Source organism: Streptomyces sp. AHU1 (assembly GCF_045343905.1).
GTDB lineage: Bacteria > Actinomycetota > Actinomycetes > Streptomycetales > Streptomycetaceae > Streptomyces > Streptomyces triticiradicis.
Window position 1 is genome coordinate 6964753 of the sequence record NZ_CP174283.1, and the last position, 12738, is coordinate 6977490.

Genomic DNA, 12738 nt, shown 5'->3' on the forward strand with positions numbered 1-12738 from the left:
TACTTCCGCCGACGCCCGGACCCCTTCCGCACAGCCGCAGTCGAGGAGACCGAGACATGCTGGACATCGCCGAAGAACTGCACCGGTGGGTCGAGCAGGGACGCGACTTCGCCGTCGCCACCGTGGTGGCGGTCGACGGCAGTGCCCCCCGCCGGCCCGGCGCCGCGCTCGCCGTCGACTCCGACGGCACGGCGATCGGCTCGGTCTCGGGCGGTTGCGTGGAGGGGGCGGTCTACGACCTGTGCGCGCGGGCGCTGGAGGACGGCGAGACCGTCCTCGAACGCTTCGGCTACAGCGACGACGACGCCTTCGCGGTCGGTCTGACCTGCGGCGGCGTCATCGACGTCCTGGTCACCCCGGTCCGCTCCCGCGACACCGCCCGCCGGACGGTGTTCGCGGCGGCCCTGGCCGCCGCGGCGGCCGGCGGGGCGGCGGCCCTCGCCCGTGTGGTGAGCGGACCCGCCGAGCTGATGGGCCGGGCCCTCCTCGTGCGGCCCGACGGCTCCCACGAGGGCGGCTTCGGCGCCCACCCCGGGCTCGACCGCACGGTGATCGGCGAGGCGGCGGCCCAGCTGGACGCCGGCCGTACCGCCACCGTGGAGATCGGAGAGCAGGGCTCTCGTTGCGGAGCACCGCTCACGGTCCTGGTGGAGTCCTCGGTCCCGCCCCCGCGCATGATCGTCTTCGGAGCGATCGACTTCGCCTCCGCGCTGGTGCGCGCGGGCAAGTTCCTCGGCTACCGGGTGACGGTGTGCGACGCCCGCCCGGTCTTCGCGACGGCGGCACGCTTCCCCGAGGCGGACGACATCGTCGTCGAGTGGCCCCACCGCTATCTGGAGCGCACGGAGGTCGACTCCCGCACGGTCCTGTGCGTCCTCACCCACGACGCCAAGTTCGACGTCCCGCTGCTGAGGCTCGCGCTGCGGCTCCCGGTGGCGTACGTCGGCGCCATGGGCTCGCGCCGCACCCACCTGGACCGGAACGAGAGGCTGCGCGAGGTCGGCGTGACCGAGCTCGAACTGGCCCGCCTCAGGTCGCCGATCGGCCTGGACCTGGGGGCGCGGACCCCCGAGGAGACGGCACTGTCGATCGCGGCGGAGATCGTGGCCGACCGGCGCGGAGGAAGCGGGGTCCCCCTGACCGGCGCGCACACCCCCATCCACCACGACACCCCCACGCCCCCGGCACACCGGATCGGCTCGGTGGCCTGAGGACCGGTCCCGCCGCCGCGGACCGGGGCCGAGCTGCCTGCACATGCCGAACCGCGCCCTAGCGGGACGACCCCGGCCGACGCGCCCCGAGCAGGGCGTCCATCAGCGCAGGCTGATGCAGAACGGATGCCCAACCGGATCGGTGAGGACCCGCGCCTTGTCGCCATGCGGCTGGTGGTCCGGCTTGCCCGCACCCAGCTCCAGCAGCCGGGCCTCGGCCACGACCAAGTCCTCATCGACCTTGAAGCAGATGTGAAGCTGCTGGGGAACGACTTGGCCGGGCCAGCTCGGAGCCTGGTAGTCGTCGACCCGTTGAAAACCGATCAAAAGTCCGTGCTCACCGTTGAGGCCCGCGAAGTCGGCGTCCGACTTCGGGTGCGGTTCAAGGCCGGTGGCCTGCTGATAGAACGCCGCCAAAGCCGGCGGATCAGGGCAGTCGAGCGTTATTGCAACCAGCTTCATCTGCAGGGACATGGCGCCTCCGGACCGATCGGTGGACTTCCGCGATCAACACCTTAGAGACGGCTGCCTACAGTTGAGCGGGCACCGACCGCCCTCCCGTTCCACTCAGCCGTAGGCGCCCCAGGCCAGAGCCGCACCCTGCCCGCAGTCATCTGGGACAGGACACCCAACAGAGCGAACCGCCCCGGACAGACCGGAGCATCCGGCCGTCTCGATGTCCGCCGCATCAGGACGGCGCCCCTCGTTGTCCACCCGTTCCCCGTTCGACGGCTGGTACCTGATCAGTCGTCCACGACTGCGCCGACAGCTGTACCGGCTGCAACTACGGTGGCGGGCAAGGCCAAGGCGCTTGTGCGGACAGCCCGGCGAACAGCGTTTTCCTTCAAGTTGTCTTCCCCTCCACGGAATTCGACCGTCCGTCTTCCGGCATTGGTCAGATGCCGACGGCGTCAGCCGATCGGAGGTCAACTTATGTGATCATCTCGCTCAGGGGTGGGAAATGGACCCTGCCGACGTGTCGCACCTCGTGATGACTCTCCGGTTCGAGGGCCACGCCACGAGGAGTGCGGTCCCACCAGAGCGGATGCGTACGTGGACCAGGGCGCCGACACGTGCGGGAAGGCGCCGCCCTCGGTGCCAGTCGGCTCGTACGGCTCGTGGATCAGCCCGGCGTGAGCAGAGTGTCCCGGATCCAGCCGGCGCCGTGACGAGGCGCCGGAGGGGCGGCACGCATGTGCCGCCGGGATGCGAAGGGTGAACCGGTCGTCGGGGCTGACGTCGGCGGCCCGGGAGGGGGCGTGCCGGCTCTCGCGTCCCCGTTCTCCCGGCCCGGGCTCCGGGCCGTTCCGTCGCTTTCGGCGCTGTTCTTCCGTACCCCGTATTGACGCACGCGCGCCTCTCCGCGAACCTCCTGTGGGAGCGCTCCCGCATGTCCCTCCGCAAGTCCCGCGTGACCCTTGCGACCCCGGAGTGAACCCGTATGAGACGACGCATCCCCACCTGGCTCGCCGCTCTGTCCGTCGGACTGGCGGCCCTGTTCGCCGTACCGCCGGCACACGCCGCCGGGGCCACGCACACCGCCGGGGCCGGCGGCCGCGGGCCGGCGCTGTACGTCCCCGACGCCAATCCGGCGGCGTACCGGCAGGCCCTCGACCTCGCCCGCGCGGGCCGGCTGCGCGACGCGGCGGCCGTCGTGGCGATGGTGAACACCCCGCAGGCCGTCTGGTTCGGTGACCAGACCCCGGCCGAGGTGGAGAAGGAGGTCCGCGCGGTGGTGCGCGACGCGGGCCGCCACGGCGCGGTCCCCGCGCTGACGCTGTACGACATCCCCGGCCGGGACTGCTCCAACTACTCGGCGGGCGGCGCCGCGGACACCGCCCAGTACCAGGCGTGGATCGACGCCGTGGCGCGCGGGATCGGGCGCGGCGACGCGATCGTCACCCTGGAACCCGACGCCCTCGCCCTGCTGCCCTCCGACTGCGGCCAGGACGACGCGCAGGGCACGAAGACCGCCGCGCGCTACACCGAGGTCAACTACGCGGTCGACGCCCTGGAGCCGCTGCGCGGTATGAAGGTGTACCTCGACACCGGGCACCCGGGCTGGCACTCCGTCAACGACATCGTGCCGCGCCTGATCCGGGGCGGGGTGGCCCGGGCCTCCGGCTTCTACACCAACGCCTCGAACTACCAGACCGACGACGCCAACTCCTGGTACGGCAAGCTGATCTCGTCCTGTCTGGCCTACGCCGACGGCGGTGGTGAGGTCGCCCAGTGCCCCAACCAGTACTGGTCGCGCGCCGACGCGCAGGCCTGGCTCGACGCGCACGTGTCGGTCCCGCCGTCCCGGATGAAGCACTTCGTCACGGACTCCAGCCGCAACGGCCGGGGCACCTGGACCCCGCCGCCGGGCAAGTACACCGACGCGCAGGACTGGTGCAACCCGCCGGGCCGGGGCCTCGGCGCCCATCCCACGCTGCGCACCGGCGACCCGCTCCAGGACGCCCGGTTGTGGATCAAGACGCCCGGCGAGTCGGACGGACTCTGTCTGCGCGGAACCGCGGGCCCCGAGGACCCCGAGCGCGGCACGGTCGACCCGAAGGCGGGGGACTGGTTCCCGCAACAGGCTCTGGAACTGGCCCAGTTGGCTGAACCGCCGCTTCTTCCCGGGAGCTGACGACCTGACGCTTCTCCCCGGAAGTCGACCCGCCGGGAGACCGGTCTCCCCGGTCGGTTTCCCGGTCGGTTCGCCGGTCGGTCTCCCGGGGCGGTCCCCGGGGGGACCGCCCCCCTCATCCCCGCTCCAGCAGCCCGTCCATCGCCCGCCCGAACATCCACCGCGCCGACCGGCCCAGAAGCCGGTCGGCGGATCCGGGCAGCCCGCGCACGCTCAGGTCCTCCCGCCAGACCACCCGTGAACCGCCGCCGTCCACCGGGTGCACCTCGAACTCGGCCCAGCCCGTGACGAACGTGCCGCGCTTGACCAGCCGGCACGTTCCCGGCCCCCCGTCGCCCGGCGGGCGCCAGGCGACGACCTCCATCGGATCGTCGAACGCGAGCGGTCCGAGCCCCGACCGCGCCACGAAGACCGTCCCCTCCCGCGTCGGCGCCGGAGTGCGCACGGTGATCCGGGTCAGCGGGACGACGTCCGCGTGCCGGGGCCAGTCGGTCAGCCGCCGCCAGCTCTCGGCGACGGGGTGCCGGGACACGCGTTCCAGGACGAAGAGGACCACGGTGTGATCGTAGGCGCCCGAAGGCCCCGCGGAGGGGACGGACTCCTCCGGACCCGTCCGGTGCTCACGGGGTGCCGGACCGTTCCTCGGGGCGCCGCTCCCGTCCCGGTCCGTGGCCGGGGCGGTGCACACCGGCCGTGCGGCTCACGAGCAGCGCCATGGCCAGCAGCCGGCGCCAGTCCAGGGCGGGCTGGACCGCGGGGACGCCCGGACGCTCCTTCGGGACGCGCACGCGCAGCACACCCGGTTCGACACGGCAGCGCACCGGGGTGGGCAGCACCATGGCCTCGCCGTCGATGCCGGCCTCCAGTTCGCCGCCGTCGGCGGTCACGACCACCTCGCGCGCGGTGAGGACCGCCAGGCCCTGCGGCGCCGGGGCGAGCAGCAGGGCGGCGGCCTCGACCGCGCTGTCCACCTTGACGCCGAGGACACCGAGCAGCCCCGAGTCCAGCCGCTCGCGCCGGCCGAGTCCCGCCGGATCGTTCGTGCGGTAGGGGTTGTTGCTCACCAGCACCGCCTGGGGCGCCTCGAGGGTCGTGCCGGCCGCGTGGGCGGTCAGCACGGGCCCCCGCTCACGGGTGAGCAGGTCCGGGAGGAGCTCCAGGATCGTGCCGATCTTGTCGTCCCGGTAGGCGGGATCCTGGACGACCGCCGCGTACGCGCCGAACGAGGCGTTGTTGACGAACGGGTGCTCCCCGGCGAAGCCGAGGTCCACCCGCAGTTCGACCCCGTCCGTCAGCGCGTCCAGGCAGGTGGCGGGATCGTCGCGGTCGAGACCGAGGTCCATGGCGAAGTGGTTGCGGGTGCCGGCCGAGACGACGAGGAACGGCAGACCGTGTTCGGCGGCGACGGCCGCGACGAGCGCCTGCGTCCCGTCCCCGCCCGCGACGCCCAGCAGGTCCGCCCCGTCCGCGACCGCCTGCCGGGCCAGCTCGGTGACGTCCTGGTGCCGCTCCGGGTCGAGGAGCACGACGCGGGCACCGAGCCGCTCGGCCTTCTCCACGAGACCGAACCGCTCCACCTTGCCGCCGCCGGACCGGGGATTCATGAGGACGAACGGCTTCCGCGGCGGCGGGGTGCGGTGCTCCCTCATGGGCCGGTGCCGGCCGCGGGCGCTGCGCAGCGCGTAACGGCCGCACCACACGGCGACGATCCACAGCAGGGGGGACAGCAGCAGGGTCCACAGCAGCGTGATCGCGAGGATCACGACGGCGGCGAGGGGGAGGAGCACCGCGAGCAGCCCCGCGATCCAGCGCACCGGGCCGCGCCGGGTCAGCGCCCACCACAGCGCGGCCGCCGCGACGGCCATGGCGGCGAGAGCGGCCAGCAGGAGCAGGAAGCCGCGTACGCCTCCGAAGGCGAGCGGCAGCGCCACGGCGAGCGCCGCCGACGCCAGCGACGCCCTCGCCGCCCACCGTTCGCGGGCCGGCGGCGCCGTCTGCGTGCTCATCGTTCCTCCACCGGTCGGTCCGTCCGGCAGCGCGGCCGCCGTCCGAGGAGAACGCCGCCGTGCCGGTCACGCGAACCAGATGCCCGGGCGCCGGACGTCCATGTCCGACGTGCCGGGACGGGCCCGTACGGAGTCACGCTGTCACGAGCCGGGCTCCGGCACCACGAGGCGGAGTGTGTCCCGGCCCGTTTCCTGCCGCGGGGCTCCGGCGGTCACCGCCCGGTGGCGGGTTCCGTCCGCCGCGCGGACGGCCCGGGGCGGGTGCGTGCCTCCGGCGGGATCAGCGTGCCGTGCCCGGCCCCGCACACGACCACCGCGCTCACCTGCTCGCCGCAGTCCGCGTGCACGACCTCCAGCGGCGGCCCCTCGGGGTCCGCCGTGTAGCGGTCGCCCCACTGCTTGAGGGCGATCATGACGGGCCACAGTTCCCAGCCCTTGCGGGTGAGCCGGTACTCGTACCGGGTGCGGCTGCCGGGCTCGCTGTACGGCACGGTGTCCAGGATCCCGGCCGCGACCAGCTTCCGCAGCCGGTCCGCCAGCACGCTCTCGGAGAGCCCCACGTGCCGCCGGAAGTCGTCGAAGCGCCGTACGCCGTTCATCGCGTCCCGCAGGACCAGCATCGACCACTTCTCGCCGATCAGGTCGAGCGTCCGCTGGACCGTGCAGTTCTCGGTATTCGTGTCGAGCCACGTCATGGGTCCCATCGTAGGCTGGGTGCGAGATTGACAGCCAGATGCCTCACCGCCTAGCTTCGAAAAACATAGTCAGGTGGTCGAGGCGGGAGAGTGACAGAGCCATGGGCAGGTCTCGTACGTACGACTGGGAGGACCCGGCCGTCTCCGCGGCCGCCGTCGCCCGGTACAGCGGCCTCGACTTCCTCCGCGAGATGCAGGCCGGACGGCTCCCCGCTCCGCCGATCTCCGCGACCCTCGGCATGACCCTCGACGAGGTCGAGCACGGCCGGGTGGTCTTCACCCTGGTGCCGGGGGAGGAGCACTACAACCCCATCGGAAGCGTCCACGGAGGCATCTACGCCACCCTGCTGGACTCCGCGGCGGGCTGCGCGGTGCAGTCCGTGCTGCCCCGGGGCACCGGGTACACCTCGCTCGACCTGAACGTGAAGTTCCTGCGGCCGGTCACCGTGGACACCGGCAGGGTCCGCGCGGTCGGCACCGTCCTCAACAGCGGCCGTCGTACGGCCCTGGCCCAGGCGGAGCTCTTCGACGAGGCCGGCCGGCTGCTCGCCCACACCACCAGCAGCTGCCTGCTGTTCCCCGTCTGACCCGCCGGAGCCGGGGCGGCGCCGCCGGGCGGGGCGGCCGTCCCGGCTCCGGCGGCGGGTTCCGCCGGGCCGGCCCGTGGTCCCGGGGATACCGTGACGGCGTATGAGGACCAGCCCGTTGGGACTGCCCCTGGACGCCGTGCCGCGCCTGACCGTCGCGGTGGGCCTCGGGGCCCTGACCGGCGTGGTCGTCGGCCTCGCGAACGACGTCTTCCTGGGGCTGCCGGCCGGGATCGCCGCGACACAGCTGTTCTTCGTCCTGGCGGGCTGGACGGTGCTGTGGCCGATGACGGCCGCGGCCACCCGCGACAACGCGCGGCGCGAGGACTTCCGCCCCCTGACCGACGAACTCGTGGTCGTCACGGCCGCCCTGTGCGGACTGTGCGCCATCGTGCTGATGCTCCTGAGTGGTCGCTCCCGCCACGGCGACGCCGCCGCCCTGACCGCCCTGTGCGGGGTGTTCATGACCTGGGCCGCCCTGCACCTGATGTACGCCACCCGCTACGCCTGCGTGTACTACGAGGCGGACGGCGGCATCGACTTCAACACGGACGACCCGCCGGCGTACCGCGACTTCTTCTACTTCAGCTTCAACCTCGGGATGACCTACCAGGTGTCCGACACCGGCGTCTCGAGCTCGCGGATCCGCACGATCGTGCTGAGGCACTGCCTCCTGTCGTACGTGTTCGGCACCAGCATCCTCGCCACGGCCGTCAATTTCGTCGTGGGACTCGTGAACCACTGACGGCTCCGGGTCGCGCCCGGTTCTGATGCGGTTCGCCCCGGGACGCAGCAGGATGGAAGGAGGAACCGACCGGTCCGTGCGCGACGGACACCTTCGCGTTCCCCGAGGAGGCCGACCCTTGGCCGAGCCACAGGCTGTGGTCTCCGGACCGGCAGGGGCCACCGTGTTCCTCGTGGCCACCGTCACGCCGGGGCACGAGGACACGGTCCGAGGTCTGCTGGAGGACGTCTCCGGACTGCGCCGTTCCGTCTCCTTCCGGGTCCCCGACGGGGGACTCGGCTGTGTCGTCGGCATCGGATCGGCGGCCTGGGACCGGCTGTTCGGCGGACCGCGCCCCCAGGAGCTGCACCCGTTCGTGGAGTTGGAGGGCGGACGCCACCGGGCCCCGTCCACACCGGGAGACCTCCTGTTCCACCTCCGGGCCCGCCGCGAGGACCTCTGCTTCGAACTCGGCCGGCTGATCATGGAGCGGCTGGACGGCGCGGTCACGGTGGTCGACGAGGTCCACGGCTTCAAGTACTTCGACGACCGCGACCTGCTCGGCTTCGTCGACGGCAGCGAGAACCCCGAAGGCCCGGCGGCCGTCGACGCCGTGGCCGTCGGCGACGAGGACCCCGCCTTCGCGGGCGGCAGTTACGTGATCGTCCAGAAGTACCTGCACGACCTGCGGGCGTGGAACGCGCTGCCGACGGAGGAGCAGGAGCGGGTCATCGGGCGCACGAAGCTCGCCAACGTCGAACTCCCCGACGAGATCAAACCGGCCGACTCCCATGTCGCGCTCAACACCGTCACCGACGAGAACGGCGACGAACGCAAGATCGTGCGGGAGAACATGCCGTTCGGCAGCCTGGGCGAGGGCGAGTTCGGCACCTTCTTCATCGGGTACGCCCGCACCCCCGAGGTGACCGAGCAGATGCTGCGCAACATGTTCCTCGGGGACGGCCGGGCCCCGCACGACCGCATCCTCGACTTCTCGACCGCGATCACCGGATGCCTCTTCCACGTGCCGCCCCTCGGCTTCCTCGACGACCTTCCCGCGGCTCCGGGCGGGCGGGAGGAGGACGAGCCCGGGGCGGACCCGCCCGCCGCGGCCGGCGAGCGCGGCCCGGCGGACGGTTCACTGGGGATCGGCAGCCTCGAAGGAGCCCGAACATGACGACCGCACCCGACGACACCGCCGCCGGAACCGCCGGGACCGGCAATCTGCACCGTGAACTCGCCCCCGTCACGCCCGCAGCGTGGAACGAGATCGAGGACGAGGCGCGCCGGACCTTCCGGCGCCATCTCGCCGGCCGGCGCGTCGTGGACGTCACGGGCCCCGACGGCCCCGCGCTCGCCGCCGTGGGGACCGGTCACCTCACCCGCATCGACGGACCGTCGCCCGGTGTCGCGGCCCGGTTGCGCCAGGTCCGGCCCCTGGTCGAGCTGACGGTGCCGTTCCGGGTCAGCCGCGACGCCGTCGACGACGTGGACCGGGGCGCCAAGGACTCCGACTGGCAGCCGGTCAAGGACGCGGCGCGCACCATGGCGTTCGCCGAGGACCGGACCGTCTTCGACGGATACGCGGCGGCCCGTGTCGACGGTCTTCGCGCCCGCACCTCCAACCCCGTGCTCAGCCTTCCCGCGGAGCCGCGCGACTTCCCGGACGCCGTCAGCCACGCCCTGAGCACCCTCCGGCTGGCCGGGGTGCAGGGCCCGTACGCGCTGCTGCTGGGCGCGGAGGCGTACACGGCGGTCAGCGAGACCTCCGACCACGGCTACCCCGTCGCCGCCCACCTCGGCCGACTGCTCGACGGCCGGCTGATCTGGGCGCCCGCCGTGGAGGGGGCCTTCCTGCTCACCACCCGGGGCGGCGACTACGAACTGCGCCTCGGGGAGGATCTCGCCATCGGCTACACCGCCCATGACGCCACCGGCGTCGACCTGTACTTCCGCCAGACCCTGACGTTCCTCGTCCACACGGACGAGGCCGTGGTGGCATTCGACCCGTGGACCGGTACGGGCGGGGACCCGGACGGGGAGGGGGGTGGGGACAGGGCCTGACCCCGCCGGGCACGCGGGCGCTCCCCGGCGGTCCGCACGCGGCCCGGGTCCCCGGCCGGGCCGCATCCGATTTCCGGCTTCCGTCAACGCTCGTTCCCGCTCGACGAGTTGCTCCCTCTTCGGGAGGAAAACCGCAGGCCAGGGCCGTTGTGCAAGGGATGCCCCTCCAGTTGCGGAGCAATAGGCGCCGCGAAATGGTGGAAAGTACTCATCGCCGCACCGGGAGCTGTCCATGTCGATGTCGTCGTACGGATTCGGCTCGTCCGACCCCTTCGGTGAACTGCTGAACCGCTTCTTCGGGATGTCGCCCGCCTCCTCCCCGCCGGCGGTGCAGCGGGTGCCCATCGGACGGCTGCTGACGGAGTCCTCGCAGGAACTCCTGAACCTGGCCGCGCAGCGGGCCCAGCAGGACGGGACGCCGGACCTCGACACGGAGCACCTGCTGTGGGCCGCCACGAAGGTGGAACCCTCGCGCTCGCTGCTGGCCCGCGCCGACCTGGACCCCGACGACCTCGCGGACCGGCTGGCCGAGGTCCTTCCCCGCGAGAGCAGCGAACCGTCCTCCGAACCCGGTCTGACCCCGGCGGCCAAGCGCACCCTCGCCGCCGCGTACGCCCGCTCGCAGGCGGCCGGGGTGTCCTACATCGGCCCCGAGCACATCCTCGCAGCCCTGCTGGGCGACGCCGACGCGGGCGCCGCCCGGCTGCTGCGCGCCGACGGGCAGGACGCGCAGAAACTGGCGGGCCTCACGGAACGGACGGCCCGCCCCGAGAGCCGTCCCGCCGAGCCCGACAAGCCCGCCACGACCCTCGACGAGTTCGGCCGGGACCTGACGGAGGAGGCGAAGGCCGGCCGGCTCGACCCGGTCGTCGGACGCGCCGAGCAGATCGAGCAGACCGTCGAGATCCTCTCGCGGCGCTCCAAGAACAACCCCGTGCTCATCGGCGAGCCGGGTGTCGGCAAGACCGCGATCGTCGAAGGACTGGCGCAGCGCATCGTCTCCGGCGACGTCCCGGACACCCTCAAGGGCAAGCGCGTCGTCTCGCTCGACCTGTCCGGCATGGTGGCGGGGGCCCAGTACCGCGGACAGTTCGAGGAGCGGCTGAAGAAGGTCATCGAGGACGTCCGGGCCTCGGACGGGGAGATCGTCCTCTTCATCGACGAACTGCACACGGTCGTCGGCGCGGGCGCGACCGGCGAGGGCTCGATGGACGCGGGCAACATGCTCAAACCCGCGCTGGCCCGCGGGGAGCTGCACGTGGTGGGTGCGACGACCATCGACGAGTACCGCAAGTACGTCGAGAAGGACGCCGCCCTCGAACGCCGCTTCCAGCCGGTGCTGGTCCCCGAGCCGTCGGTCGAGGAGACCGTGCAGATCCTGGAGGGCCTGCGGGACGCGTACGAGGCGCACCACCAGGTCCGCTTCGCCGACGGCGCCCTGGCCGCGGCGGCGGAACTGTCCGACCGCTACATCAGCGACCGGTTCCTGCCCGACAAGGCGATCGACGTGATGGACCAGGCGGGCGCCCGGGTGCGGCTGCGCAGCGCGAGCCGGTCGACCGAGGTCGCCGAACGCGAGGACCGCATCGCGAAACTGCGCCGTGAACGCGATCAGGCCGTGGCCGCGGAGGACTTCGAGCGGGCGGGAGGGCTGAAGGGGCAGATCGCCGAGGCGGAGGGCGAGCTCGCGGGCATCGAGGAGCGGCGCGCCGGTGTCGTCTCCGTGACCGCCCGTGACATCGCGGACGTCGTCTCCCGGCGCACCGGCATCCCGGTGTCCCAACTCACCGCCAGCGAGAAGGAGAAGCTCCTGAGGCTGGAGGAAGAGATGCACTCCCGGATCGTCGGCCAGGACGAAGCGGTCACCGCCGTCTCGCGGGCCGTACGGCGCAACCGGGCGGGCATGGGCGATCCGAACCGTCCGGTGGGCTCCTTCCTCTTCCTCGGCCCCACCGGCGTGGGCAAGACGGAGCTGGCCAAGACCCTCGCCGAGCAGCTGTTCGGCGAGGAGAGCCGCATGGTCCGCTTCGACATGAGCGAGTTCCAGGAGAAGCACACGGTCGCCCGTCTCGTCGGCGCGCCTCCGGGATACGTCGGGTACGACGAGGCGGGGCAGTTGACCGAGAAGGTCCGCAGACAGCCGTACAGCGTCGTCCTGTTCGACGAGGTGGAGAAGGCGCACCCCGATGTCTTCAACACGCTGCTCCAGATCCTCGACGACGGGCGCCTGACGGACGGCCAGGGCCGCACCGTCGACTTCAGGCACTGCGTCGTGATCATGACGTCCAACATCGGCGCGCACCGGATCCTGGACCACAAGGGCGATGTGTCCGATCTCAAGGACGCGTTGACGGCCGAGCTGCGGACCCGGTTCCTGCCCGAGTTCCTCAACCGCATCGACGACATCATCATCTTCCACGGCCTGAAGGAGGACGACCTGGCGCAGATCGTCGGGCATCTCATCGGGCGGAGCGAACGCCGGGTGCACGCGCAGGGCATGAAGCTGGAGGTGACGGATGCGGCCAGGAAGCTGCTGGTCGCGCATGGTCATCAACCGGAGTTCGGCGCCCGCCCGTTGCGGCGCACGATCCAGACGGAACTCGACAACGGCATCGCGGAGCTCCTGCTCGGCGGCGAGGCCGAACCCGGCGACACGATCGTCGCCGACGACCGGGACGGTTCCGTGCACTGCACCGTGCGCAAGGGCGTCTCGGGCGTCGTCGCGGACGACGGCGCCGAGGCGGCGTGGTGAGGCGGAGGTCCCGCCGCGACCCGCGGAACGAGTGGTCAACTCACGACGAAGGACGGGACGGAGG

The 12738-nt window shown here is 72.4% G+C and carries 11 protein-coding genes; 7 read left to right on the forward strand and 4 right to left on the reverse strand.

Annotation, left to right across the window (positions count from 1 at the left end):
• The first annotated feature begins 56 nt into the window (after positions 1-56).
• Positions 57-1211: an XdhC family protein gene (locus tag ACICHK_RS30875; protein WP_406839432.1), complete on the forward strand. Its 1155-nt coding sequence runs from the start codon at positions 57-59 to the stop codon at positions 1209-1211.
• Between the two features lie 102 nt (positions 1212-1313).
• Here ACICHK_RS30875 and ACICHK_RS30880 read toward each other — a convergent pair whose 3' ends face one another.
• Complete coding sequence (locus ACICHK_RS30880; RefSeq protein WP_406839433.1) at positions 1314-1685, reverse strand: VOC family protein; 372 nt, start codon at positions 1683-1685, stop codon at positions 1314-1316.
• A 967-nt stretch (positions 1686-2652) separates the two neighbouring features.
• Here ACICHK_RS30880 and ACICHK_RS30885 point away from each other — a divergent pair.
• Positions 2653-3846, forward strand: coding sequence for a glycoside hydrolase family 6 protein (locus ACICHK_RS30885; protein WP_406839434.1), 1194 nt, complete (start codon positions 2653-2655; stop codon positions 3844-3846).
• 115 nt (positions 3847-3961) lie between these two features.
• Here the strand turns inward: ACICHK_RS30885 and ACICHK_RS30890 are convergent, their stop codons facing one another.
• The 3 genes from ACICHK_RS30890 to ACICHK_RS30900 form a co-directional block, all read right to left on the reverse strand.
• Complete coding sequence (locus tag ACICHK_RS30890; protein WP_406839435.1) at positions 3962-4402, reverse strand: SRPBCC family protein; 441 nt, start codon at positions 4400-4402, stop codon at positions 3962-3964.
• A 64-nt stretch (positions 4403-4466) separates the two neighbouring features.
• Positions 4467-5852, reverse strand: coding sequence for a diacylglycerol kinase family protein (locus tag ACICHK_RS30895; RefSeq protein WP_151473408.1), 1386 nt, complete (start codon positions 5850-5852; stop codon positions 4467-4469).
• Positions 5853-6064: 212 nt separating this feature from the next.
• Complete coding sequence (locus ACICHK_RS30900) at positions 6065-6547, reverse strand: winged helix-turn-helix transcriptional regulator (protein WP_406839436.1); 483 nt, start codon at positions 6545-6547, stop codon at positions 6065-6067.
• 101 nt (positions 6548-6648) lie between these two features.
• Between ACICHK_RS30900 and ACICHK_RS30905 the strand changes: the two genes are divergently transcribed.
• The 5 genes from ACICHK_RS30905 to ACICHK_RS30925 all read left to right on the forward strand — a co-directional run bounded on the left by ACICHK_RS30905 (position 6649) and on the right by ACICHK_RS30925 (position 12674).
• The gene (locus ACICHK_RS30905) at positions 6649-7134 is read left to right on the forward strand and encodes a PaaI family thioesterase (RefSeq protein ID WP_151473406.1); all 486 of its coding nucleotides are present in this window, start codon (positions 6649-6651) and stop codon (positions 7132-7134) included.
• Positions 7135-7237: 103 nt separating this feature from the next.
• Positions 7238-7879 carry a DUF1345 domain-containing protein gene (locus tag ACICHK_RS30910; protein WP_406839437.1) on the forward strand — a complete coding sequence of 214 codons (642 nt, stop codon included), beginning with the start codon at positions 7238-7240 and terminating at the stop codon, positions 7877-7879.
• A 118-nt stretch (positions 7880-7997) separates the two neighbouring features.
• Entirely contained in the window at positions 7998-9035 is a 1038-nt protein-coding gene (locus tag ACICHK_RS30915) for a Dyp-type peroxidase (RefSeq protein WP_406839438.1), read from the forward strand.
• Positions 9032-9922 carry a family 1 encapsulin nanocompartment shell protein gene (locus ACICHK_RS30920; protein ID WP_406839439.1) on the forward strand — a complete coding sequence of 297 codons (891 nt, stop codon included), beginning with the start codon at positions 9032-9034 and terminating at the stop codon, positions 9920-9922. Before ACICHK_RS30915 ends, ACICHK_RS30920 begins: the two co-directional genes overlap by 4 nt.
• A gap of 232 nt (positions 9923-10154) precedes the next feature.
• Complete coding sequence (locus ACICHK_RS30925) at positions 10155-12674, forward strand: ATP-dependent Clp protease ATP-binding subunit (protein ID WP_406839440.1); 2520 nt, start codon at positions 10155-10157, stop codon at positions 12672-12674.
• Positions 12675-12738: the final 64 nt, after the last annotated feature.